This is a genomic window from Paenibacillus hodogayensis (genome assembly GCF_039536325.1).
GTDB classification, from domain to species: Bacteria; Bacillota; Bacilli; order Paenibacillales; family NBRC-103111; genus Paenibacillus_AB; species Paenibacillus_AB hodogayensis.
On sequence record NZ_BAAAYO010000001.1, the window covers coordinates 355,627 to 381,525 of the forward strand.

Annotated in this window: 18 protein-coding genes; 5 read left to right on the forward strand and 13 right to left on the reverse strand. The window is 58.2% G+C overall.

All coding sequences use genetic code 11. The features are described from left to right. The first annotated feature begins 37 nt into the window (after positions 1-37). Together ABD796_RS01350 and ABD796_RS01355 are read left to right on the forward strand one after the other, a co-directional pair. Positions 38-502: a MarR family winged helix-turn-helix transcriptional regulator gene (locus ABD796_RS01350; protein WP_344901678.1), complete on the forward strand. Its 465-nt coding sequence runs from the start codon at positions 38-40 to the stop codon at positions 500-502. Between the two features lie 96 nt (positions 503-598). Next, entirely contained in the window at positions 599-1,459 is an 861-nt protein-coding gene (locus ABD796_RS01355) for an NmrA family NAD(P)-binding protein (protein ID WP_344901681.1), read from the forward strand. Between the two features lie 158 nt (positions 1,460-1,617). On the opposite strand, the gene ABD796_RS01360 is transcribed toward ABD796_RS01355, so the two are convergent. From ABD796_RS01360 to ABD796_RS01370, 3 genes are all read right to left on the reverse strand, one after another. Further along, the gene (locus ABD796_RS01360; protein ID WP_344901684.1) at positions 1,618-2,496 is read right to left on the reverse strand and encodes an Rpn family recombination-promoting nuclease/putative transposase; all 879 of its coding nucleotides are present in this window, start codon (positions 2,494-2,496) and stop codon (positions 1,618-1,620) included. A 97-nt stretch (positions 2,497-2,593) separates the two neighbouring features. Then, on the reverse strand, positions 2,594-3,766 hold the full coding sequence (locus ABD796_RS01365) for a Gfo/Idh/MocA family protein (protein ID WP_344901687.1): 1,173 nt from the start codon (positions 3,764-3,766) through the stop codon (positions 2,594-2,596). 24 nt (positions 3,767-3,790) lie between these two features. Then, positions 3,791-4,819: a LacI family DNA-binding transcriptional regulator gene (locus ABD796_RS01370; RefSeq protein ID WP_344901690.1), complete on the reverse strand. Its 1,029-nt coding sequence runs from the start codon at positions 4,817-4,819 to the stop codon at positions 3,791-3,793. 337 nt (positions 4,820-5,156) lie between these two features. Here ABD796_RS01370 and ABD796_RS01375 point away from each other — a divergent pair, with 337 nt between their 5' ends. After that, entirely contained in the window at positions 5,157-6,014 is an 858-nt protein-coding gene (locus tag ABD796_RS01375) for an ankyrin repeat domain-containing protein (RefSeq protein WP_344901693.1), read from the forward strand. A 122-nt stretch (positions 6,015-6,136) separates the two neighbouring features. On the opposite strand, the gene ABD796_RS01380 is transcribed toward ABD796_RS01375, so the two are convergent. Both ABD796_RS01380 and ABD796_RS01385 read right to left on the reverse strand, forming a co-directional pair. Beyond that, the gene (locus ABD796_RS01380) at positions 6,137-7,036 is read right to left on the reverse strand and encodes a DUF2268 domain-containing putative Zn-dependent protease (protein WP_344901696.1); all 900 of its coding nucleotides are present in this window, start codon (positions 7,034-7,036) and stop codon (positions 6,137-6,139) included. A gap of 81 nt (positions 7,037-7,117) precedes the next feature. Continuing rightward, positions 7,118-9,784, reverse strand: a complete 2,667-nt coding sequence (locus ABD796_RS01385) for an alpha-mannosidase (protein WP_344901699.1) — start codon at positions 9,782-9,784, stop codon at positions 7,118-7,120. A 62-nt stretch (positions 9,785-9,846) separates the two neighbouring features. On the opposite strand from ABD796_RS01385, the gene ABD796_RS01390 reads away from it, so the two are divergent. Further along, positions 9,847-10,749, forward strand: coding sequence for a helix-turn-helix domain-containing protein (locus ABD796_RS01390; protein ID WP_344901702.1), 903 nt, complete (start codon positions 9,847-9,849; stop codon positions 10,747-10,749). Between the two features lie 10 nt (positions 10,750-10,759). Here the strand turns inward: ABD796_RS01390 and ABD796_RS01395 are convergent, their stop codons facing one another. From ABD796_RS01395 to mprF, 4 genes are all read right to left on the reverse strand, one after another. After that, complete coding sequence (locus ABD796_RS01395) at positions 10,760-12,535, reverse strand: glycosyl hydrolase family 28-related protein (RefSeq protein ID WP_344901705.1); 1,776 nt, start codon at positions 12,533-12,535, stop codon at positions 10,760-10,762. A gap of 178 nt (positions 12,536-12,713) precedes the next feature. Continuing rightward, complete coding sequence (locus ABD796_RS01400; protein ID WP_344901708.1) at positions 12,714-13,715, reverse strand: zinc-binding dehydrogenase; 1,002 nt, start codon at positions 13,713-13,715, stop codon at positions 12,714-12,716. A 102-nt stretch (positions 13,716-13,817) separates the two neighbouring features. Next, positions 13,818-14,648 (reverse strand): helix-turn-helix transcriptional regulator, encoded by an 831-nt coding sequence (locus ABD796_RS01405; RefSeq protein ID WP_344901711.1) that lies wholly within the window; start codon positions 14,646-14,648, stop codon positions 13,818-13,820. Between the two features lie 165 nt (positions 14,649-14,813). Then, positions 14,814-17,450 carry a bifunctional lysylphosphatidylglycerol flippase/synthetase MprF gene (mprF, locus tag ABD796_RS01410; RefSeq protein WP_344901714.1) on the reverse strand — a complete coding sequence of 879 codons (2,637 nt, stop codon included), beginning with the start codon at positions 17,448-17,450 and terminating at the stop codon, positions 14,814-14,816. A gap of 300 nt (positions 17,451-17,750) precedes the next feature. Between mprF and ABD796_RS01415 the strand changes: the two genes are divergently transcribed. Beyond that, entirely contained in the window at positions 17,751-18,545 is a 795-nt protein-coding gene (locus ABD796_RS01415) for a putative protein N(5)-glutamine methyltransferase (protein ID WP_344901718.1), read from the forward strand. 31 nt (positions 18,546-18,576) lie between these two features. Here ABD796_RS01415 and ABD796_RS01420 read toward each other — a convergent pair whose 3' ends face one another. The 4 genes from ABD796_RS01420 to ABD796_RS01435 all read right to left on the reverse strand — a co-directional run bounded on the left by ABD796_RS01420 (position 18,577) and on the right by ABD796_RS01435 (position 25,795). Beyond that, positions 18,577-20,010, reverse strand: coding sequence for a hypothetical protein (locus ABD796_RS01420; protein ID WP_344901721.1), 1,434 nt, complete (start codon positions 20,008-20,010; stop codon positions 18,577-18,579). Beyond that, positions 20,007-20,576: a sigma-70 family RNA polymerase sigma factor gene (locus ABD796_RS01425; RefSeq protein WP_344901724.1), complete on the reverse strand. Its 570-nt coding sequence runs from the start codon at positions 20,574-20,576 to the stop codon at positions 20,007-20,009. Before ABD796_RS01425 ends, ABD796_RS01420 begins: the two co-directional genes overlap by 4 nt. Positions 20,577-20,869: 293 nt before the next feature. Further along, positions 20,870-22,036: a M20 family metallopeptidase gene (locus ABD796_RS01430; RefSeq protein ID WP_344901727.1), complete on the reverse strand. Its 1,167-nt coding sequence runs from the start codon at positions 22,034-22,036 to the stop codon at positions 20,870-20,872. Between the two features lie 207 nt (positions 22,037-22,243). Beyond that, positions 22,244-25,795 (reverse strand): CBM96 family carbohydrate-binding protein, encoded by a 3,552-nt coding sequence (locus ABD796_RS01435; protein WP_344901730.1) that lies wholly within the window; start codon positions 25,793-25,795, stop codon positions 22,244-22,246. Between the last annotated feature and the right edge of the window lie 104 nt (positions 25,796-25,899).

Here is a 25,899-nt window from a genome sequence, read left to right on the forward strand (position 1 = left end):
TTAAACATTTAACTATATCCAACAGGAGGCCGCTACTATGACCGACGATCTACAGCGAATGCTCCTGCATCCTCCCGTTCAAACGCAAGCTTTTTTCGCTCTGGTCGAGACGACCGCCGGTCTGGTCGGCATTTCCGAGAAATATTGGCATTCCAAAGGCTTGAACGGTGCCCGAATCCGGCTGCTGGCGGAAATCGCCAAAGCGGGAGGAACGCTGCTCCCTTCCGTGCTGGCGAGAAGAATCGGCGTAACGAAACCGAATATTACTGTTTTGCTCGCTCCTTTGGAGAAGGACGGACTGGTTGCACGCGCCGCTCATCCGCAGGATGGGCGCAAGACGGTCGTATCGATTACGGAAGCGGGCGAAGCCTTGCTGCTGGACCATTTGCCCGGCAACCGCCAGACGATAGCCGACGCCATGCAAGGACTTGAGGAGGACGAGCAGCGCCAATTGATTCGCCTGCTGGACAAGCTGAACCGCACCAAATCGCATAGCCTATAAGCAAAGAAAATTCGGTAATCCGCTCTCCGGAATACCGTTTTGACCATCCATATGGTTAAACATTTAACTATTTGTCCAAAGAGAGGTCGAGATACGATGTCCATTTGTATAACCGGAGCTGCGGGAAAGCTGGGCAGCCTCGTCTGCTCCTATTTGCTGGAGCGGGTCCACCCTTCGAACATCATTGCCTGCGCCCGCGAACCGGAGCAGGCGGTTGCCCTTGCCGGGCAAGGAATCGAGGTGCGGCACGCCGACTACGATCAACCGGAAACGTTAAACGCCGCTTTTGCCGGCGTTTCCAAGCTTATCTTCATCTCCAGCTCCCATCGCGACGATACGGTCCGGCTGCGTCAGCATGCCCATGTAGTCGAAGCCGCCAAGCAGGCCGGGGTAAAGCACATTCTGTATACGGGCTTTGCTTTCCCGGGAGACGGCACGACCCCTCCGCATCCTCTCCATCTGGCTACGGAACGGGCGATTGCCGCGACCGGGCTCCCATACACCTTTTTGCGCAATGCGCTGTATCTCGATTTCCTCGCCTCATTTGATCTTGAGGGCGCCGTGGTTTCCGGGGAATGGACTACCGCGCCAGGGGAGTGGACGTTCAACGCCGTGTCCCGCAACGATCTTGCGCAAGCGATCGCAGCCGTGGCAGCCGAGCCCGGTCCGCGGCATCTTCACCGGACGTACGAGCTGACGGCGAACCGGGCATGGACTTTCCAAGACGCCGCCGACGCTTTGTCCCGCTTGGCAGGCAAGCCTGTCCTTCATCGCGAAAGCGCCGAGGCTAGGCATTGGCTGTACGGCTATTTGCAGAAAATCGACGTTCGCTCCACCTCTCCCGATCTGGCCGCGATCCTCGGTCGGCCGTTGTCCTCCCTTGAGGATGGCATGGCGCCCCTGTTAGAGCATGTCCGTTTCATCCAAGAGCGCAGCCGTCCGAGCCGGAAAACATAGATTGACGATCTCGGCTATCTTTGCGTTTTGTTCATGGAGCGAAGCCGCGACCATCAAACCGACTCGATTGAATGGACAAAGCCAAACAGTCCTTCATGGATTGCTTGCAAGCAATCTAATGAAGGACTGTTGTTTTTTTAGAAAAGCTGGATGCCGTACTACTTCCGCTTTTCGGCAAGATGATCGAGCTCCGCCTCTGACAAGCCGGTCATTTTCCGAATGACCTTCCGATCCATACCTTCCTCCAGCATCATGAGCGCCACTTCAGCTTTTCCCTCGGCTTTTCCCTCGGCTTTTCCTTCTGCTCTTCCTTCTGCTCTTCCTTCGGACAACAAACTGTTCAACTCAATCAAGGCATGCTCCCGAGCCTCGTATAGCCGGATTGTCTCTTCGTCGCCGCTCAACCACTCCAGCCGTTCTTCCGTCTTCCGGATTTCCGGGTCCATCTGCATCAACTCCTTCAGTTGAGGTTCCGGCAGCTTTTCATCCAAAAACAAAAGCCAGCGATGCAACGGATCTTCCAAGTTTTTGGAGACGGAGGCGAACTTCGGATATTCAATAAAATGCAGTTCCATTGCATCCGTCAACAAGTAGTCTGGTTCCTGATCTTCATAGAGACGAAACGAGCTGTGAAAACGCTCAAAATCGAAAAGCCTGAAATCCACGATATTAATGGTAACCGTTTTTTTAAGCTCCTCGTATTTGCCGCCCGCTTTAATCGAGCTGGTATAGAGCTTGCTGGCGTAAAACAAGGTGCGTCGAGGCATGTTTTTCTGATTCGTAAGCTGCACTTCAATATCGATCTGAATCCCGTTAGAAGTTTCCGCCCTGACATCAAGACGTCCGGTCTTATCGTCTATCCATAGTTTGTCGAGCTGTTTGTTCTCGATTACCGCCAAATCGACGATAGGGTCCGAGCCCTCTCCCCCAAGAATAGCGTTTAGCAGCGCAATCAGACTGCTTTTGGTTTCCTGCTCTCCAAACAATCTTTGAAAAATAAAATCGTTTTTAGGCTTCAGCCTTCTGATTGCCGCCACTCTCCCTTAACCAACGTTTTTCTTCTAGTATACCATATCGGGTAATACGCTACATAAAGCTCGCCGATCCGCATTCCGCAAGGGGCGCAGCGCCTCGTCACTCCGCAGCCGCGGCTGCCTCGGATGCAGCGGCGGAAGAGCCGTATTTGACCCATACGGAGCCTTTGTCCGAGCTTTCCAGACATTTGTCGACGAAACGGACTCCGTCGGCGCCCTCGCGGATGCGCGGATAGTCGGCCGGCTCCGCCCCGTCCAGCGTCCTGTCCCGCAGCAGCCTGGACAATTCGCCGCCAAACGCGGCGTAGATGTTGGCGAACGCCTCGTACAGCCCTTCTGGATGACCGCCGGGCAGCCGGTTGAACGCCGCAGCGGCGGGATGCATCGGGTCTCTGCCGCGGGAAAGCAATTGAAAAGGCTTACCTTTTACACAAAGCTGCAGCTCCTCGGAACGCTCATGCTGCCACTCCAGCGATCCTTTGGTGCCGAACAGCCGGATGCGCAAGCCGTTTTTGCTGCCGACCGCCACCTGCGAGCACCAGTACATGCCGGTCGCGCCTCCCGTATATTTGAGCAAAATATTCGCGTGGTTGTCGAGCTCCGTCAATGTGCCGTGGGTTTGCAGATCCGCGCACAGCGAATCGATCTCGAGCCCAGTGATGTACGATACCGTATGCGCGACATGAACGCCGATATCGGCCACGCAGCACGATTTGCCCTGCCGCGCATCCATTCTCCACGACGGCTCGGTCGCATGCAGCACCCACTCCTGGGGATACTCCGCAATAACGGAAATAATCTCGCCGATCTCCCCTTGCCGGATCAGCTCCCTCGCCTGCTTGACCATCGGATAACCGGAATACGTGTAGGTGACGCCGAACAGCAAACCGCGTTCTTCGGCCAGCCGCTCCAGCTCTCTCGCTTCGCTCTCCTCGATCGTGACCGGCTTGTCGCAGACAACGTGAAAGCCTTGGAGCAGAAAAGCTTTGGCAATCTCATAATGCGAACGATTGGGCGTGACGATGACGACATAATGAATGCGGTCCTCACGAGCGGCCTCCTTCTCGGCCATTTCCTGGTAAGTCGCATAAATCCGGTCCGGCGCGATGCCGAGCCTTTCGCCGGTAATCGCCGATTTGGCGGCATCCCGGGAGAAGCATCCCGCCGCAATGACGCTGAGACGATCGAACATCGCTCCCCGGCAATGAATATCGCCGATCAAAGAGCCTTCCCCTCCGCCGACCATGCCGAACTTCAGAATGGATTGTTGCATCCCATCTTCTCCCCCTCTTTTCATTTATGGTTGCGCAGCCGCGCAAGAATTCCGTTCGATCAGCTCCGTGGAGATGAGCATCTGTCTCGGAGGAATTTTCGATTTGTCCAGCAAATCGATCAGCAGCTTGACCGCCAAGCTTCCGAGCGCCTCCTTGTTTTGTTTGATCACGGTGATCGGCGGATTCTCGTAAGGAAACGAGGCAAAATCGTCGAATACGATAACGGATACGTCTTCTGGGATGCGTTTGCCGACGGATCGCAAATAATGGAGCACGGACATGCCGATGCTCGCATTGAGAGCGAATATGGCGGTCGGACCGATCTCGCCCAGTTTTCCCCAGCCTTCGTCCTCAGGCTTGTAGCGTTCGGAAATCAGCACCTTGCCGTTCTCGATATCCGCCAAACCCGAATTGCGCAGGTGCGAGAAAAAGCCGTTGGCCCGGTCCAGCTCCCAATGCGGCATTTGAACCCGACCCACCAGCGAGATGCGCGTATGGCCGAGATCGTCCAGCAAATATTCGGCCGCCATCTTGCCGCCGTTGTAATGGTCCGAGCATACGTTGAAAATATGCCGCCCGGAGCCGTCCACCTTGCGGTTGCCGATGAACACCATCGGGAAATGCATATCCTGCAGCTTCCCGAACCCTTTCAGATTCGGAATCGACGAGATGACGACGACGCCCTCGACGCCGGATTGAACGACCTTGTCGGCCAGATCGTCAGGCTTGTCCTCGGCGCTTTTCGGCATATGGCTGCCGAGAAACACCACATCGTAGCCGGTGTTGGCCGCATCCTCGGTAACGCCGATTAGCGTATCCCGGAAAAAATCCTTCTCGAAATCCGGAACGTGGCTCACATACAAAATACCGATCGATTTGTTGCGCAGCCACTTGCCTCCTTCCATCCCGCTTAAATTATAACCGATGCTCTTGGCAATATTGCGAATTTTTATTTTCGTTTCCAGAGAAATTTTCGTACTGTCCGAGAGCGCAAGGGAAACGGTCGCCTTGGACACGTTCGCGATCTTGGCTATATCTTCGAAAGTCGGCATACGTCCGGATAGCTCCTCTTCGTGATAAGTGTCCCCATTATTTTACATGATCGTTGTTTACTTATCAACTAAACAAAACGCTCCTGTATAAGCCGATTGAAAAAGGATAATTTCCGTTATCCGTGCGAATTCAGTGAAAAGTCAACAAAAAAATAACGAACCGAGTTCACTTGATTCATTAACAAAAAGTGAACGAAATCACTTGTGCCGGCAGCCGACAGTAACCATTTACGCTATGGCCGGCTTCTCCCGCCAAAGCGGGTCCTCCGCTCTATGATGCTTCCCCTTATGCTATAATGAAGCCTATTGGCAAGGCAACGCAAAGGAGAGGATGCGCATGGACGGGGTTAGTCTGTTGGAAACGATCGATCCGCTGTTTCGTCAAGCGGTGGAGGCTATCGACGCCGGGGATGAGGAGGCGCTGAAGCGGCTGTTGACCGTGTACCCCCGGCTCGTGCGGGAGCGGGCGGACTGCGGCGAAGGGTACTTCCGGCAGCCATACCTGCTATGGTTCGTGGCCGAAAACCCGATCCGCAACGGTAAGCTGCCGGGGAATATCGCAAGCGTTGCGCAACTCCTCATTGGCATGGCGCAGAGCGAGAGTCCAGACAGTCTGCAAAGTCAGCTGGACTATACGCTGATGCTCGTCAGCTCCGGGCGGGTCGCGCGGGAATGCGGCGTGCAACTTCGGCTGATCGACCTGCTCGTCGAAGCGGGCGCCGTTCCCGACGGCGCTGTAATTCCCGCACTCGCCCATCGCGAGACGGCGGCAGTAGGGCGGCTGCTGAAGCGGGGAGCGACTCTGACGCTTCCGGTCGCCGTAGGCTTGGACCGGACGGAGGACGTCGCGAGGCTAGCGCCGACGGCGGGTCCGGAGGAGCGCAGGCTGGCGTTGGCCGCAGCGGCCTTTTACGGTCATGCGCGCATCCTCGGGCTGCTGCTCGGTTTCGGCGGCGTCGACCTGGACGCCTACTGCCCGGCCGGCTTTCATGCGCATTCCACGCCGCTGCATCAGGCGGTCCAGTCCGGCTCCTTCGATGCGGTCCGGACGCTCGTCGAGGCGGGGGCCCGACTCGATGTGACGGATCTGGTGTTCCAGGGTACTCCGCTCGGCTGGGCCAAGCATATGGAGCAGACTGCTATAGCCGCCTACCTGAACAAGCAAAATGGGCAATCTCAACAGGAAGTCTATTAACCGTTCCAATAGGGAAACCTCCAAGACCGCTATCGATCGCGGTTTTGGAGGTTTTCATTGCTTCCCGGTTGTTCGGTGACCTGACCTTGTTAAAGAAGACAGACGATACGGAGCAAGCGGATTTACGCTTCTTCCAAGTAGCCGGACCCTTCGACAATGTCCTGCCAGGGCAAATAAGTCGCTTCTGCCGCGGTTTTGCCGCTCCGCCGCAAATAAGACGTAACGATCCGGTAGCCGACGGCGTAACCCGCGTAAGGCGGCAGACCCTTTTTGGCAAAACCGTAAGCATCCCCTTCCAGATCGCCGAACATGTATCCGCGAATGTCATTGAAGCCGGATACGTGCAGCGCTTCCCGGTAGCGCGGCTTGACTTCCTCGTGCCCCGCCTCGTCCAGGACGGATACCCACGGTCCTAGCCGTTCCTCGCCGTACAGCTCGGCGGCGAACGCTTCGGCCAGCCCCTCCATGACCAGGTATTGACCTACGGTCGTATCCCGGGTCCACGGCTCGTACGACAGCCGCACGTTATGGTGAAGCTCGTGCGCCACGATGGCCGGCAGGCGCGGTATGTTGTACGCGCTCGGCCATACAATCACGATCGCCTGTCCCGGCGTACCGCCGGAACCGGTATAGCCGGGCGGCTCGGCGAATTTGTGCGAATCCGCCAGCGCCAACGTGAACAGCACGTCTTGCGGTACGATCCCGTGCGCCTCCGGCCGCAGCCTGTCAATCGTCTGCCTGGCCGCTTCCACACAGCCTTCCCAGGTCCCGGCCCGCTCCAGCAGCGTCAGCGCGCGCAGCCCCTCCTCTTCGGACGGCGCTCCGGTCGGGTCGTACAATCCCATCAGCCTGACAGGGTCCGGTCTATCCCCGCCGGCGGCGGGGATTCTAGCCAGTATCGTTTCCCAGATCGGCTGCAGCGGTTCCACGACCAGCTCCCGGTACAGCTCCGCGCGCCGCTCCGGCTCCGCCTCCAGTACCGTACGTTGGCTGCGGAGCGTGTCAATTGCGTTAATGTTCATGGTTGTGCCCTCCTCTTTCGGGCTTCAATGGCCCGTTGGAGAGAATACTACCGGTTGACGCAGCGTAAATGTCAATCTTTTTTATCGTCCGAGCCTCAGCCGATACGTCTGGATTTTCCAGGGACCGAGCCGGATATCGAACGCATCGGCTTCATGGGGGACGGCGGCGCCGGACCGTTCATCCAACGCCGCCTCGTTCACCTCCGCCAGCGTGCGGAAGCAAGTAAACCTGGCGGAGGATTCCCGATCCGAGACGTTGTAGCAGCGCACGATCAATTCGTCGTCGTCCCCGATGTCCGGCCGCTTGATGACGCTTATGCAAATATCGGAACGCGACAGTTCGAAATAACAGACCGGCGCGGCTGGAGCGCTATCGTCTCCGACCTTGCCGGTTGCGGCATACAGATCGGTCTGCAAACATTCCTGCAGCCGGATCAGCTCCGCCGGCGTGACGGCATCGTCCAGTACGGCGAGCGCATACTTAAACCTCAATACCCCTTCCAGCTGACCGTCTTCCTCTCCGTCCGTCTGACGGGTTTTGGCAAACGAGCGGAACAGCGTCACATCAATCGTCCCTTGATCGTCGTCGCGCCCGGCGCATTCGTGCAGGCCGAAAGCCGATACGAACGCCAGCCCCGTTCCGTCTTGTCTGCGCTTGCCGACAATGCCGCCCATTTGCTTTTCGGGAACATCGCATTCCTTCCAGTCCTGCGTTTCCGCACGGATACCGGTCTTCCGCTCGACGAAGGCAAACGGCTGGTTGACAAAATAATGCGAGTCCGGCACGCCCGTAGGAACGGCCAGCCGCAGCCGGTGGTTCCGCGCCCGATTGTCGATCTCGGTCTCCACGTCTACGTGCGCCGCTCCTTTGGACAATCCGATCCGGGAACGAACGGTCAGGACGACCGTGTCGTCAGAGCGCCGCAGCCCGTGCGTCCCCTGCTCCATGAATCGCGGCACCCGCAGCTCGTGAGTGATGCGGAAGACGGTGCGCACCGGACCGTTCTCCACCGTTTCAATCGTGCAAGGCGCGCCATAGCTTGCGACCAGACGGTCTTCGACCGGATTGACGTGATACCAGCCATCGCCGATTTCCCCGTCGTCCTGGTAGCTCAGCAGATGGTCGTATCCGATCCCGGCTTGCTTGTCGTACAGGGCGATTGTGCCGTTGTCGCGGACCGTCAGCCGGACCCGCTCGTTCTCCGCCGCCCGCTCCTGTCCCGACATCCGCTCCAAGTAACGCGAAGGCTTCGCACCGGGAACGATCTTATATTGGGCTTTCCCCATCGCGGGGACGTCCACCTCCAGGGAGACGGTATGACGGTCCGCAATCTTCGCCTCGCCCCCGACTCCCTTCACCGTCGTTCGCTTCCTCATCCGGCACAAGCCGTACGGAATTTCTTCGCCGCGATGATCGTACACCGTAAAGCTGTTTTTCTCCTCATAGCCGAAAGGCTCCTGATAGCGGGCAGGGTAGTCCGGCTCGAAATCGATGTCCACTGTCGCGACGCCCCGTCGGGGAAACGGCAGCGGGTTCCACAGCGTGACCATCCTCGCAGCCCCGGGATGACTCGTTGCCGGGACAGCCGTCTCCCGGCTCATAACGGTCCGGATGACTTGCCGGGACAGCTCCCGCGTCTGATCGAACCGGTACAGCATATCCCGGTGCACCTGATCGATCGAACAGCCGCAAATCGAATCGTGCGGATGGTTTTGCAGCAAGTAGCGGTAAGCGAGATCGACAAAAGCTCGCTGCACGGGAAACCCGCGCAGCGCGGACAAGGCGGCCAGCGGCTCGACCCATTTTTCCAGCAGCGTCTGGCATTCGTCGTTCGCCTGCTTCAACGGATACCGGCTGGACAGCGTATGGGTGATCAAATAATTGGACCCCGGCGCTTTTCCGGGCTCGTTCAGCTCTCCCGACCGGACAGGAAGCTCCTGCCGGTATGCTTCCAACTGCTCGCCCATCCGTTCCAGATTGACATGGAGCACGTCGGCTTCCGGGTACAGCTCGCGAATCATGTTCAAATAATCCGGCGTATTCGGACGAATCCGGGCGTGGTCCTGACTATCCATGAGTAGACATACGGGAACCGGACTCCGTCCCAGCTCCCGGTCCACGGCGGTCCGGATGAGCTGCTTCGTATCGTCAGGGCTCAAGCCCCGGCGCTCCGCTTCCATCAGGACGACCAGAAACGCTCCGTAGGAGCTCGCATCCTGCAGCTTGAAGGTGATGCACTCGCTCCCGTCCGGGGAGCGCCAACGAAAGTGAGCCGGCACATCGTGCTCGTTGACCCCTCTGCCAAGGATTGCGTACGGGATGCCGAAGCCGTTAAAAATTTGCGGCATTTGGGCGATATGGCCGAAAATATCGCAAACGTACCCGTATTTCCACGGCTCGGTTCCCCATTCTTGGCATATGCGCCGTCCTGTCAGCAAATTGCGGATCAGGCTTTCGCCGGACAATACATATTCATCGGGCATGACGTACCACGGGCCGATGACGATCCGGCCGTCTTGAATAAGCCGGGCCAACCGTTCCCGTTGAGCAGGCTCGATCGCCAGGTAATCGTCCAGCACGATCGTCTGGCCATCCAGATGAAAAGTCGTAAACTCCGGACGCCGCTCCAGCTCTTCGATCATTTCGTTCATGACCGCCACAAGCCGGAAGCGAAAACCCTGGAACGATTCGTACCACTCCCGGTCCCAATGGGTGCTGGAAAAGTAATAGATGGATGGCTGCTTCATGCTGTTCCCCTCCCTTCTTTGGATTATAATAGAAGTACCCGTATGAAGGAGACGATCCTCCCATGGCGTATAAGCGCGTACCGCTCCATCAGGAAATTGTCATCGATGCGATCATTACGTTCCATTATTACGAGCTGTCAGGTTCGTACTACACGCGAGGCGAACGCCACGATTTCTGGGAGTTCGTCTATGTCGATAAGGGTGAGCTGCTCGTTCGCACGGACAGCGGCAAGTTCACGCTTCGGCAAGGCGAGATTGTCTTCTACAAGCCGAACGAGTTTCACGGAGGCGGGTCCGCGGAGCATGCGCCGCCGAATCTGATCATCGTCACCTTCGACTGCTCCTCCGCGGCCATGCAGCTTTTCGAGAACAAGCGGTTCCGGATCGACGAACAAGAACGTCTGCTGCTGACGATGCTTGTGGAGGAAGGCTACAATGCGCTCACTCCGCGTCTTGACAAGCCGTTCAAACGGGTACTGCGCAAAAACAAACATGCGCCGTTCGGCAGCGAGCAGATGATCAAAACGTATCTGGAGCAGCTGCTGATCCGTTTCGCCCGCCGTCTGACGCAAACGGAAAACCCGCCGAAGCTGGCGTCGACGACGAATGAAAATATGGAGAACGAGTTGACCCGGCAAATTATCGGGTACATGTCGGAGCATGTGGAAAGCCATATGACGCTTCAGCACATTTGCCGCCAGTTCTCCGTCGGCCGCTCCCAATTGTCGCGCGCCTTCAAACTGAAAACCGGCTCCGGCGTCATCGAATATTTCCACCGTCTCAAGATCGAAAAAGCCAAGACGCTCATTCGCCAGGAAGCTTTCAATTACACGGAAATCGCCGAACGGCTCGGGTACAGCAGCATTCATTACTTCTCCCGCCAGTTCAAGCGGACCACGAATATGACGCCGACCGAATATGCCCGATCCGTCCGGGCCAGAATCGCCCGCGGCAAGCAGCCTTGATGCGCGATGATCAGGTGATGGTCGAGTAGATGGGAATAAATCCGATGGAGTTCCCGTCTTTATCGAAAATTGGAAATTTGCGCGCGACCACCCCAAGAGTGGAAGCGGTTACAGTCCCGTTCGTGCTGATGCCCGCATTCAAAGTGGAGAATACGTTCGGCGTCGTTCCCGGGTCGTAGCCGATTTTGCGGAGCGCGACGTTCTCGATCGTATTCATGATGCAGTTGATGTTCGTTTCGGTCCCGAAGCAATAAATGCCGTAATTGGTCTGGCCCGTCACGCCGATCATCACATTGCCGACGATATGACAGCCCGAGATGCCGGTATTCAGCGCGATGCCGAACGAACCGCCGTATATGTAGCAGCCTTCGATGACCACCCGCTCGCATACCCCCTGCGACTGAATGCCGGCATTCGTCGTATTGTAAATGTGACAGTTGGCGATCATGATATCGCTTGCGTTGAACAAAATGCCTTGCGTTCCGGCTCCGTTGATCCGGATATTTTCCAGCGTCAGCCCGATAATTTTGCCGCCCTGCTGTCTCGCATATACCGAGGGTCCGGAACCGGCCACCCGTTCCATCGTCACATTGGACACTCTGGTGTTCAGCAAAGCGCCCGGCGACGCGTTCGGGGTGCCGATCTGGATGCCTCCCGTATTCGAGGCGCTCCAGTCGTAAATCGTCAGCCCGTCGATGAAGTTTCCGGTAACGTCTTGCGTCGAAGCATTCGTAATCGCCGCCCCCGCGCCGCATTGCTTGGCCGTGCAGCCGATAATCCCCGACAGGCTGGACTTCTCGATAACAAACCCAGTATCCGTGCAGTTCAGGGCGATGCAGTTCATAATCAAATTTTGCAAGCCGCTCGTGTACACGCCGTCCGACGCTTTCCCGGCGACGCCGCAATCCTTCAGGATACAGCCGGTCACCTTGCAGCGCGTCGAATTGCCGCCAAGCGCGATCCCGACTCCCGGTATGCCTCCTCCGCCCACCGTATTTTGCACGACGCAACGGTCTACGGACGAATCGGTGCAGCTTGCAAGCAGAATGGCCACCGTCCGCACCGTCAATCCGGGCCGGTTCGCCTGATTGGCATCCACGACCATATCGGCAATCTCGATCCCGCCGAGCCCGCTGGCCGCAATCATCGTCTCGTAGTTGGAGCTGTCAGCCGCCTTGACAATCGTCGAGCTTCCGCTCCCCATCAGCTTGACCTTCGAATAGGGGATGCTGAGCGCCGAGCTGACGATGTAGGTCCCCGACGGCAAATGTACCGCCCCCCCGCCCGCGAGGCTGTTGAGGGCGGCCTGGATCGCCGCCGTATCGTCGGTGCTCCCGTCCCCTTTCGCCCCGAACCATCCCGCATGGACCGGACCGTCATAGAGGCGTTTAAATCGGCTCCCGGCTGTGCCGACCAGCACTAAGCCCGTATTGTCCGGAGAGACGGTATCGCCGGGATCGTACGCATAATGCCCCTCCTGACCGGGATTGGTTACGTAAAAGACCGATCCGGCCGCCGGGGCGGTCATGGCCCTCAGCTCCGCTACCGTCGCCGGGACGACGCAGCTGTCGCAGCCCGCCGCCAAGCCGTATACCGTTCCCGTCACCGAGCCCGCGGGAGCGGCCAAGCCGACGGCCCCATTCATGAGCGCTCCGGCGGTCATGCCTGCGCCGGCCATCCCGATAGCGGCAAGGAGCTTCCTTCTGCTGAGCGGGGCAGTCGCTCCTTCCCTGTTACGCTCTCCCCGATCCTGCCTATCCGCAGCTGATTCCTCTGGTGTATGCATAGCAGCGTTCCTCCCATTCGTTTCTGATACTGGAAGCGTTCGCAAGATGCGGCAACCGGTGCGCGATCCAACCTGCCGGTCTTCCCTTGCACCTTGGTTATTATGATAGGCGGAATCGGGGCATCCATCTTTATCCATCCATCCGGTTTATTTGCACATTCGTCTCAAATTGATTTCTTCAAACGTCCACTTTCGTCCAATCGAATAGCACGCCCATGGCCGAGCTCCGGTTGTTGGCCAATAATTCGTACGCCTCGACAGCCTTTACCGGGGAATAGCGATGGGTGATCAGAGAGGATACGTCCATCCGGCCTTGGGCGATGTAACGCAAGAATAGTGCGGTCATAGCCGGGTGGTCCCACGATTTGTAATCCATCGTCCCGTGAATGCCGAGAATCGATACGGAATTCGACACGACATTGCGGCCCATTTCTTGCCGGGAAGGGGTAGCCGTATCGCCCAGCAGCACGACGCGCCCCAGCGGCTTGACCAGTCTGGTTGCCTGAGAGAGGGCCGCCGGATGGCCGGTCACATCGAACACGACGTCGAGCAGGCTGCCGCCCGTGCCGCTTCGGATCGTTTCCTGCGCGGCGTCCGCCCCCATCGCCAGCCGGCGAATGCCCGGACGTTCCCGGAGCTGCTGCAGACGGCTTTCCGCCGGATCGATGGCATAAATCTCTTTGACCCCGGACAGGTAGGCATATTGCGCAACCAGCTGCCCCAGAATGCCGAGTCCGACCACGCCGACCGTTTCCCCGAGCTGCAGCTCCGCCCGTCTTACGCCAAGCTGCGTCGTTTTCGCCAAATTGACCCACACGCCCTGCTCAGCTTCGATTCCTGCGGGAAGCAAACTTACCCGCTTCGAGTCCGTTTTGAAATATTGCGAATGCGAATGCTCGACGAACACGAGGTCGCCTTTGCGCAAGCCTTGAACGTCCGATCCGGCGTCGAGCACTTCGGCTACCATTGAATAGCCGGGGCGAAACGGGTACTTTACCCAAGCGGACCAGTTCGTATCCGGATCGAATACCCCCTTCAAACATTGCAGCTCCGTTCCCGTGCTGATCAGGGAGCAGCGTGCGGCACACAGCACTTCGGCCGGACCGAGCGCGGGGTCGAATGTTTCCTTGCGAACCTCCACCTTTTCTTTTTCCGTGAACACAACCGTAATAGCCTCCACCGTAAAACCTCCTCCAAGGAATGATTTATGCGTCCTTATGAGCATTGTAGCGGTTTCGGCCAGCGAACAAGTAGAGCATGGCTTTGTTGATATTTAACACTTTTACAGGTCGAACAAGCTCCTGTACTGGCCCGGGGAAATGCCCGTATAGGTCTTGAACAGGCGAGTAAACGTCTGGATATCGTTAAACCCGAGCATGCGGCTGATTTCGGTAATATTCCATTCCCGCATTTCCAATAGCGATTTCGCCTTGGCTATTTTGATTTCCCGATGCAGCATAATCGGCGATTTGCCGAACAGCTCCTTGAAATGGTTGCTGACATAGGTCGGATTCATGTGCAGCTCTGCGGCCATTTCCTTTAACGTAAGCGGCATTTCCGGATGCGTAACCATCCTCAGCAGGATGGACAAAAAGCTGTGCGGCGGCTGCGTGCTCCGTTCGGCGTCGGTGTGCTCGAAAGCGTTGTCCAGCAGCAAATAAAGCAGCTCGAGCGACTTCGCCTTTTGCAAAATGACGTTCGGCAAAGGGCTGCCTTCCCGTGAGGTGGAGCGCATGAATTCGTCGAACACCGCCTCGAATTTTTCGTGATTTTTCAACGGATAAATGTAAGGGATTTGCAGCAACGGCAGCACGTCGACCAGATTATGAATCTTGTACGTAAAATGCCACCAGAGAAACTCGGTTTCCTCGTCGCTGTCTTTATACTGGTCATGCTCCAGGAAAGTCGGAATAAAAATGACGCTTCCCGGATGAATGTCGTAGATGCGGTCACGAATTTTCAGCTTGGCCGAGCCGTTTTTCACATAGGTCATCATATAAAAGAGCGGAAACACGCGGTTCCGGTAGTTCATCTCGCGGCGTCGATGCACGTTGAATTGAAGCACTTTCAGCTCCGCGGCTTCCAGCAAGGCGGAAATAACGTCATCTTTCATGGAGCTCCGTCCTTCCGGGGTATGGCTTCTTGTGCCATCTTACACCCGAACCCGGTACGGCTGCTACATGCAATTCCGGATATTCTCCCTGCTCGCCGCGCTTTGTCCGGACAGCGCAAAAATAACCATGCCCGGAAGGCATGGTTGGCAAGGTTCCCGCTTCGCTCAAGAGGAGCCGCGGGCTTTGCGGGCGATCAAGGCGACCAGCTCTACGGTCAGCACCGGCAGCGGCACGGTGGCCGGATAGGCAAGGAACCGGGGCTCCCAATGCGGATCGAACTTGTCCTTGTAGCGGCGCAGCCCCTCGAAGCCGTACCAATGTCCGCCGTAATGGTAAACGAACCGGGCCGCCTTCTCTTCGCGCAGGGCGCTTTCGCTTTGGCCGACGCTGGACAGCGGCGCCATTCCCATATTAAACCGCCCGTAGCCGTGCTCCTTCGACCATTCGAGCAGGGAGACGAATAGGAAATCCATCGTGCCGTTCGGCGTGTCGGGCAGATGGCGCATCAGGTCGATCGAGTTCGTGTTTCCGCCGTCATAGCAAGGCATCAGCGAGACGAAGGCGATCGTATCGCCTTGCGGATCGATCAGCAGGGCGATCGGAGCCAGCTGCAAATACCGCGGCTCGAACCAGCCGAGCGAGAAGCCTTTCTCCTTGCGACCGTCCAGCCATCGGTCGGAGATCTCCTTGAGTTGGGCCATTAGAGCCTCGCCGTGCGGGGGCTCGACCACCTCGAACCGGAAGCCGTCGCGCACGAAGCGGTTTTTGACGCTGCGCAGCGCCGCGTTGCTTTTGCCCGTCAGCGTGAATGTGTTCAGCGGGACCAACGCTTCCTCGCCGAGCTTGAAAAAACGGTAACCGTGCTCGTGGTATACCGACAGCAGCTTCGGCGAAGCCTGGTAAAACACCACATGAAGCGCGTACCGGTCGGCAAACTGCTTGAATTCGCGGATCGCCTCCCCTGCGCGCTCCGGCGGTCCGATCGGATCGCCGAGCACGACCAGCTTGTTGCGGGCCCGCGCATAAGGGATCAGCAGCTCACCGCCGGCCGCCCAATACAAGCTTTTATCGCCCAGAAACAACGTATGCGTCAGCAAATTGCCCTGTGCGCCTGCTCTTTGCAGGAACCGCTTCAGCCGCTCCAGCTCCTCTGCGTCAGGCAGCGGAGCGACACCGCGGTCTTTGCGCAGCGCGGCCAGCGCCAGTAGGACAACCCACGATCCGAGCAGGCCGGCCGCTGCCGTAACGGCAAATTCGTGCGGCTCGGCGAACAGCCGCTGCCGGATCGGCTCGGGGAGATGCCGCAGCCCTCCGCTATGCGCGTGAACGCCAAGCGCGTAATAGCCGGCTGCTGCCGCCGCAGTAATCGCCATCACGTACAGCGCGGTTCGCAGGGAGAACGGAGCGCTGATCCGGTAAAACCGAGCGCTGGATATCCAAAGCAGAAGCGTGACGACAATGACGAAGATTGCCTCTTCGACGTCGAAGCCTTTGGCGAACGTAAACGCAGCACCGGCCGGCAATAGCACGAGCGCCAGTCGGTACGCCCTGCGGATGCGCAGCGAGATACCGCGCGAGAGCACGAGCAGCATAATGCCGACGATGGCCGAAAGCTCGTGCGACAGTCTCATCACCGGCAGCGACAGCACGTGCTCCATAAAGCGCATCCGGTGCAGAAGCCCAGGCGTCGCCGCAGAAAGCAGCAGCAGCAGGCCGCTCAGCATCACGAGCTTGCCGAGCGCCCACGCGCCGATGTCCCCCAGAAAGCCGAGCTGGCCGGGATACCGCCATATTTTTTGCCATCCGGTCCATACGTTGTCCCAGGCCGGGACCGCCCACTGCTGCACGCGCTTGCGGTTCAGCCCGATCTCAAAGGCAGCCAGGGCAAGACCGACGGCCCACGGCAGCAAATAATAAAACAGCCTGTACAGCACGAGTACGGCCAGCGCCTCGTCCGGCTGGACGCCAAGCAGTTGCAGCCCTAGCAGCGCGGTCAGGTCGAAAGCGCCGATCCCGCCGGGCGCCATGCTGATCAAGCCGGCTATTGCCGCGACGGTAAAAATACCGAGCGCTTCCGCAAAGGGAACGTTATGGACCAGCCGGCCGCAGATCAGCCAGAATGTGACGCCGGCCAGAAACCATTCGAGGAAGGAGGCGCCGATCAGGGCGCCGGCCGTCGTCCAAGGCGTTCTTTCCCCGTTGCGGTTGAATCGCTTCGCCACCCAGGAGGAGCGCTGCAGAGCGACAAAGAAGGGCAGGTACAACGCCAGCCCCCATACGGCCAGCAGCAGCGTGCGATGTCCCTCCTCGAACGCCGACACCGGGAGGAGCCCGAAAATGCCAGACCAAGCGAGCAGCGACAGCCCGGTAATCATCGCCGGGGACAAAAACACGATGGCCGCTGCCGCCGTAGATGCCGAAACCTCGCCGCTGCGGTACAGAAATACGCGCAGCCCCGCGCCGGTCACCCCGGCAAAACCCATGACATTGTTAAACGTATTGGCGATCCAGCCGAACCGGAACGCCTGCGACGCCGTAAGTCCGAGACGGAAATGACGGCGAAGCACGAAATCGTAAGCGCTCATCGCCGCCACCGATAACAAGGCGAACCCGGCCAGCTCCGTGATGACGCCGCCGTGCAAATGCCGCAAATAGCGGAATGTTTCTCCGAGATTCATATTCTTCAGCTCGTGCTTGGCTTCCCAATATACAATTCCCAGCACCGCGACGGGAATAAGCAGCTTCAGGGCGCGTTTGCGGTAAAATGACATGACGAGTTTCATCAAAACTGCCCGGGACATTGACTCCCTCGCCTCCTGTTATTGGAAATTCGTGTATGGATTCCATCATAACACAAATGCCCGTCAGGCTTAAAACCGTCCGCGGCAAGGCACCCGGCCCCGCACCCCCGTCCGAGCCGACGAACAAGCGGTTTCACGCATTCATGGAACCCGTGTCGCGCTTTTATGCCGCCATCTGTCGGCAACGAAGATCGGGGCTCCTGTTTCCTATAACCAAATTGTATCTGTGCGGCAAACACGAGCGAATATACAATGGGAATATGTAAGCACAGTCGGCACTTTGCGGAAAAGAGGAGATGTATGGGGTTGGAGATGACGGGTGCAGCCAGAAACGGCATCATCGTCACCAAGCTGCGGAACGCCGGGTGCGTATTCGCCGAGGAGGAAGCAGAACTGCTCATCGCCGCGGCGGAGACGCCCGAGGAGCTTTATGCGATGGCAGATCGCCGGGCGTCCGGACTGCCGTTGGAGCATGTCATCGGCTGGACGGTATTTTGCGGTCTGCGGATAGCGGTGGACCCGGGCGTCTTCGTCCCCCGCCGACGCACCGAGTTTCTCGCCCGGCAGGCAGCCGCCTTCGCCCGGCCGAGCGCCGTAGTGGTGGACCTGTGCTGCGGCTCAGGCGCGTTGGGCGCCGTAGTCGCCGCCGCGCTGAAACCGGTCGAGCTGTACGGCGTAGACATCGATCCAGCGGCGGTTCGGTGCGCCAGCCGCAACGTCGCGGCGGCGGACGGGCGCGTGTACGAAGGCGATCTATACGAGCCGCTTCCCGCAGCGCTGCGGGGGCGCATCGATATCCTGATCGCCAATACCCCCTACGTGCCTACGGGAGCGATCTCCCTGCTCCCCCCTGAGGCCCGCCTCCATGAAGCGCAGGTGGCGCTCGACGGAGGCGCGGACGGTTTGGACGTCCAGCGCCGGGTAGCGGAGGAAGCTCCGTTCTGGCTAGCTCCGGGCGGCCGCCTGCTCGTCGAAACAAGCGAGCGGCAGGCTTCGCGAACCGCCGACATTTTCGCCCGCAGTGGGCTTATTCCGCATGAAGTCCGCTGCGACGAGTTGGACGCTGTCGTCGTCATCGGCACGCTCACAGGCTGACGGGAACCGTTAAAGCGGAAACCGGGCAGATTTACTTCAGATCGAATCCCCACGGACCTTTCAGGAGCACATGCGCTCTGCCTGGAGACAGAAGAATTTCTTGATCTCCTGGATATACCGGGATGTCCAAGTATTCCATGGCTCCCGTCAACGAGTTATGCCCGAACGCCCAGGCTCCGCCATTTCCATTCATGTTCAGGTCAAAATCCAATATCGATTGCGAAGCTCCCGCCTCATCGCGCGGTTGGAGATAAATGCGCAGCGCATCCCCTTCGCCCCCGAAACCGGGAAAATGGTTCATGCGTTCCACCTTGACCAAATCGACCGCGAAGCCCGATATGGAAATCGGTTTGTTCAGTTCCTGAACGCCTTCCGCCGGCACCGGAATGCGATACGGGTCTGAGGATTGTGCCGGATCCCTGGCAACCACTAGGGACGGAATAATGACCTTATACCCTTTCTCCTCCTGCGCTCCTTGAATCGTCATTTCATTTGAATTGGCAAAGGCGGCATCCGTCGAGACGGCCACTTCCTTCCCGGAGTGCGTCGTCGCCTTCGGCTTGTCCAGACTGTACCTCTCGCGATAAAACGGAACCGCACCGTTCCCCTCGTATTGCACCCCGGGCGGAAGCTGAGGAATCAAGGTCAGCTTCATGCCGCCGATTCCGTCAACTGGAGAGACAACCGCCGTCAAGGGGACTCCGCCGCTTACGATCGTCTGTCCAAGATCCTCGACCTTCTCCGCCTGAGCGGCTTCTGCAAGACGGACCGGTATGCGCTTGCCGGAGCCGTTGAACAGCACCTCCATTCCATCGGTTATCGTCACCCGGCCGTCGTAAGAAAAGGTCGCCGTCCAATGATGGTCGGTTTGCGCCATGCTGTCGATTTCGAACGGATAACGACCTTTAGCGTTATTAATCAGCTCAACGGACGACCAGTCGATACCCCCGATCCCGGCTGCTACGAGGCTCGATCGCTTGTCGCCGATCGAAATTCCCCTAACTTCTATGCTTAGCCCGTCTGCCGATTGCACGACCGATCCGGGAAGAACGTAGCGCACGGGATCGTCGCCCGTCTCTTGCACGACTGCGAAGCCGGGCACGAATTGCAGCGCCTTCCGAAGCTGGGCCCGCACTTCGGGCGAAGCGGCGGCAGACAGCGTCAGCAGTACGGCGGACAGCAGGGGAATCGCCAGTGCAGCTACCCGTTTGGCGGAAGCTCTGTTTCTAACGGGGAGCCCAAGCAAGGATCGCCACCGTTTACGAACCGGACCCGCTGCGCTGTCGGTCTGCGGCGCCACGAGGCCGAGACGGGAAAACGTATTTGCTTTTATGCGAGCAATCGCTTCAGGCTCCGCGGAAGCCGCTGCGGAAAAATCCACCTGCAGCGCCGCTTGCTCGGCCTGCCGCCAATCCAGCTGGTCGAGCCGGGCGTACATGCTCATTTCTTCTTCTCGCTTTTTCAAGATAGCCCCTCCCGAATGTCGCAATACAACCGCTGTTTTAGTAATTTTCTTGCCCGGCTCAGTCTGCATTCCACCGCCTTAGGGGTTAACCCGACACTGTTCGCAATGGTTTGGAACGACTCGTAATAAAAATACCTTTTGTAGAAAATAACTCTGTCCAGCGGGGAAAACGCATTGACGATCCGCATCATTTCTTCCCGTTCTTCTTTCGCCAGCACCGTTCGTTCCGTCAATTCCGCGCCGGGAGAATCGTCCGGGAACGCATCAAACTCCGTTTTGCCGGACATTTTCCGCCGGTAATCGAGCGCCTTGAATTTGGCTATAAGAAGCAGCCATGTTCTTAACGTTCCTCGGCCGGGATCATAGTCGCCGATTTTGTTCCAGCAGGCCATAAACACGTCGCTGACGCATTCTTCTATGTCTTCCTTCAGCCAAACCGAACGCAATATTCTGGAAACAAGCCCGTATACGGCATCGGCATGAAGGTCCATGACCGACTCCAGGGCAGCTGCCTCATGTTTCCGCAACCGTTTAACCAATTCCAATTCAGCTTCTTCCGTGTCCATAAGCGCCTCCCGCACTTCGCATGCCGTCTTTTCACCCTATACTACGCGGCTATTTCATTCTTCCCCTCAAAGCTTTCGAAAGGATCGAAATCGGCTTCCCAGCCTGAACCGCTTTAACAAGCGAATGCGAACTGCAAGCGATCAAAAAACGGCGCACAATGTCAAAAGGACAGCTCATTTGCTGTCCTTGCGTCCATATCTATTTAAATTCACCGGCGCCGTCCCAGAAAAGCCGCCGTCCATGCCGCTAGAGCCGTCATTTCAAGCTGAACCCGCCACCCGCTTGCATCCACTCATTCCGGGACGGTGCGGCCTGCTATCCGCTCATCGAGCTTGGCGAGCAAATGAGCCAGCAAGGCGCTGCGTACGGGCATCTGAGAGAGGATCAGGTGCTCGTGCTTCGCATGCGCCCCATCGCCGACCGCCCCAAGCCCGTCCAGCGTCGGAGCCAGCGGAGCCGTAAAGTTCCCGTCGCTGCCGCCTCCCGTCCCGGCTTCGGACAAATCCAGGCCAAGCTCTTCCTTTGCGATGCTGCGAGCGATTTCGAACATTTCCGCCACGCGGGCGGTTCGTTCCAGCGGATAACGGTTAATGCCGCCCTCAACCTTCACCGTAGTCCCTTCGGTCTGCGGCACGAGCGCCTTGATCAGCGGAACGACCTGATCCGCCTCGCTCCGGGAGGCAATGCGCAGATCGATCTCCGCCTCCGCCTTGTCAGCCACGACATTGGACGCCGTCCCGCCGGAGATGATGCCGACGTTCACGGTCGTGCCCTGTTCGTAATCCGTCATGCTGTGCAGGGCGATAATCTGGTGGGCAAGCTCCTCGATGGCGCTTCTCCCGTTCCGATGATCGACGCCGGCATGGGAAGAGACGCCCTGCACTTCCAGATGGAAGAGCCCCATCCCTTTGCGCGAGGTTTTCAGCGCGCCCTGCGGTCCCATAGCGGGCTCCAAAACCAGGACATACCGGCTTTTCCTCGCTTCCTCTTCAATCAGCGGCCTCGACGACAAGCTCCCGATCTCCTCATCGGACGTGCACAGGAAGACGACTTTAGCTGCAAGCGGCTTGTCCAGCTCCCGCAGAGCGCGGAGCGCGTAAAGCCCTTGTACGATTCCGCCTTTCATATCGAACACGCCCGGACCGTATACGCGATCCTCCTCGATCCGGAATGGCATATCGGCCAGGTCTCCTTCCTGCCATATCGTATCCAGATGAGCGAGCAGGAGAATTTGCTCCGGCCCCTCTCCCCATTCGCCTCGTATATGGTTGCCGAACGGCTCATTATCGATCACCAATGCGGTGCCGCCCGTCAGCTTCTCGAAAAGCTCCGCCAGATGCGCCCCCAGCCGATCGGTCAGCCGCTTGTCTCGGCTCGGCGATTCCAGCTCGACCAGCTCGCGCAGCGTGTTCAGCATTTCCTGCAATTGACCGTCGAGATAACGTCTTATGTCGCTCATGAATGTACCGCCTCCTAAAGCTTTCGAACTCTTACAGCGTAACATTCAACAAATCGTTATAAAATTCCTTTGTATATAATATCGAATACGAAAAGACCTCCCATTCCGTGGTGAACGGAAAAGGAGGTCCTGTCATGCGAAATTGAATTCCAAGCGAAGCCCACGCGTCGCCAATGGACGGATAAGCCCCGCCGCGACTATCGCCCGTTACGGAACAAAGCGAACCAGCTTGAACAGAGCCGGATTTTTGCCGGAGCCGATGCCCGAGCCCCACTCCAGCCATCCGCGGCGGCCGCCTCCGTCGTTATCGTTCACGAGCACGGATAAGCCGTACAGCCCTTGGTCGGGCCGGATGTCCGGAATATTGCTCCATGGAAGCGCCAATTCGTATATCGTCGTTTTTTTCGTCTCATCGCGGACGATTTGCAGCTGAGCATTGTCGATCCGGGTCGGCGGCGAGCCCAGCGGATTACTCATGCGATACGTCTGCTTGCCAGAGGGGGTAAGGGAAATCATCAGCTCGTAGAATTTGATGGCTTCACCGGGAGCTCCGCCGACAAGACCGAACTGCAGACTGTCCCCCTTCCAAGCGTTGACCCCCTCCTCGTTCTGGAAAAACACATCGTCCGTCATTTGTGCGGATACGTACAGATTTTGCGAATCCCAAGCGATCTTGACATCGCCGCTCAGGTCCTCGGGACCGCCATACCCGGTAATCTTGATCGTGCCGTCCTGAGGCAGCCGGATCGGCGCTACACCCGCCCAGTCGGTCAGATCGCCGTCGATCGCCGGACTAAGGAAAGGAATAGCTCGCGCCGCATTGCCGTCTACCATCATGACCTTACCGTTATACTGCAGCGGGGGCAGCTGCTGCACAGAAGCGGTTAAGTTTACGGGCAGCTCCGCCAAGCCTTGAGGGTTTGAGAGCGGAATGTCCGCCGTGTAGCGGCCTCCCCCCGCGATCGGAGAGGACGGGACGATCGTCTGGCCTTGATCGCCGACCTTCCACTGAAGACCGGATACGGTTACGGCCCTGCTCGACAAATTGGAGGCGGTCACGCCCAATGTATGAATACCGTCCGCCCACTTGTGCTGCACCCCCAGCGTAAGCGGATAACGAATGTTCAGAAGCGCCGACAACTGGCCGGCCAGCTGACCGTTGACCCGTACCCGGATATCCAGCGTCTTCTTGCCCGCCTCGTTGAGGGCCGGCAGCAGAACCTGCCGGGTCGCCGCCTGGCCGGCAGGCGCGTTTAGCGTAAACGTCTGCCCCATGATCTCGAATTCGGTGGAAACGGCTTCGGTTTGGGTCGTATTGTCGTGGCGAAGTGTAACCTCAATCGGGTCCCCCGCAAATACGGAGCCGACTTCCGCCGAATACGCCGAGCCGTACGTAATAGCCGTGACAGTCCCGTCTACATATTGCGGAGATTCCGTCGCGGTCAGAACGACCCGGCCCTGAACCGGAGAGTAGGTTTGGGCGTTGCCCATCAAATCGTGCACGACAAGCGGCTCATACGTCTGGATCGTCACCGTGGTTTCACCGCTGGACCAGAGTACGCGGCGATCTTGCTGCCCTTTGGAAAATTTCACGCTGTACACCGACGAGCTGACCGTATCGGTATCCGCATACGTATACCCGTTCAGCAGGCGGGTCATGGCGCCGTAAGCCGCATAGATCGGTTTCGGGGTGTAGGCGCCGAGCGGATCGTTCACGTTGCGGATCAAACCGAACCGGTGCTCGTGATACGTTTCATCCATGCCGTCGTCCATCAGATCGTACCACCAGAACTTCTCGACACCGTTAGCGAGGCTGAGCGCAATCAGTCGTACCAAATATTCGGCCTGCCTGTCCTCAGGAGTCCCTTTATCTCCGACATGGGTCGGCCAGCCCGCCTCGGTCGTCCAGATCGGCTTCGTCTGCCCGTTGTTGTACTGGCGAATCAGGTTGTGGAGAGCAAATAGCTGCTGATTGGTAACCTCGGGCGAATCCGGGTACCGGTAAGGATGGATCGAGAATTTATCCATGTAGGGGAGCCCGCCCAACTGAAACACTTGCTCCAGCCATCGGAGGTTCACCTCGGACGGGGTCGGCCCCATCACCGTCACAGTCGGATCGACCGACTTGACGGTCTCGTACACTTTCTTCAGAAGCGGATAATAATACTCCGGCTTGGATTGGGCAGGCCCATTGCCCCGGTTGCCGAAGCCGATATTGAATTCATTGTAGACTTCCACCCAACGGATGATGTGCGGATACCGTTCCATATACGCTTTCACGTAGTTGGCAAATCCTTGCCGGCCCTCATCGGAGTAGGGCGTCGCATTGTTATCGTAAAACGGATTGTTGTAACCGGTTACAAGAAGCATGTTGATATGGGCGTCATGAATCACGTTGATCAGTCGATCGTAGTTGGAGGAGAAGCTGTACACACCCTTCTGCTTCTCGACCGAAGCCCACTCGAGGCCGTCCCGGATATATTTGGTGCCCAGAAGAGTGAGCGTGTCCATCAGATGGGTACCCCAACCTTCGTGCGATCTGGTCATATGCGTCACGATGCCGAAGGGCGACTCGTCTCCGACCTGAGACAGATCGAAGGGCTCCAATACCGCGAACGGCGTTAAGAGTGGAACGGGTGTCTTACCCGGCTGCTCGGCCTGGGCTTTCAGCGTAAAGTAACCGTAGCCGGTATAGGGTACAGTTATCGTAGCTTGCCCTCCGGAGATCGGCTCGCTGCCCTGGGACACCGCATTGCCCCGGTAGTCGTACACGGCCCAGGAGACGCTGCTTTTCGGCGTCGTTACCCCGAAGGAGATCGGCTCGCCCGCGACGAAAATATTGCCCAGCTTCGTCTGACGGAGCGCCGTCCCGACGAAACCGAACGTCCGGAACGGACCGTCCGTGCTCCACTGGCCGTTAGAGCCGGCCACCTCCACGCGGAACGTATACGTTTTCCCAGGCTGGAGCGAAGTCGCCACATACGTAGGCCCGGCGCTGGCATCGATGTCGGCGATCGCCGTACCGTCGCGGTAAATGCGGTATTTCGCTACGTCCTGGTTCGGCTGAGCGGAAGGCCAACTCAGCCGCATGGTGCTTTCATCCGGCTCGGACACGGTAATGTCCGCTCCGGCCGGCCAAAAGGGAGAAGCCGGTACCGAGCGGGTGCCGGACAAGACGAGGACAGGCTTGTTGATTGCGTTTTCCTTGCTGTTGAATTCGAGCGTCGTTCCTTTCGCCCCCGGCTGGATCAGGGCGATGCCGGCCTTGCCGTCGGCGGCGGCGCGAGCCTTGACGAAGCTCGTAATATCGATCTCATGCCACCGCCACGCGCTATCCACCTGAATGTCCGCCAGGACGTGCACCGCAGCCGGCTTAGTAGCCCATGTCACCGCGCTTTCATTCCAGCTGTTGTCCTCCAAGCCGTAAATCCACAACGCTTCGGCTCCGGTGCCGACGAGGTGTCCGAAAATCCTCAGCTTGGCCGAGGCGATGTCCCCCGAATACGAGCCGAGGTCAAACTTCAGGAACGACTGGCGCGTCAGTTCGGGCTCGTTGTTTTTGACGACAAGCTGGGTGCTGGAGCCGTAATTTTGAGTCGAAAACGAGCCGTAGCGGACGAAAGCATCGTCCGTAGGCAGCAGCTGCGCCGGAGCGGAGCCGTTCGCTGAGGCGCGGCCCGGTCCGAGCGGTACGGCCAGCAGCAGAGCGGCTGTCAGCAAGTGCACTGCCGAAATCCATGATTTCCTCTTCCTTATCATGCTTATTCTCCCTTCGTCATTGAGCTATTGCTTGCGACGAGCACTAGCCCTGCGACGGCTGCCTTCCTCGAGGGAGAGGCGCAACCTCCGTCAAGGCCGAGGAC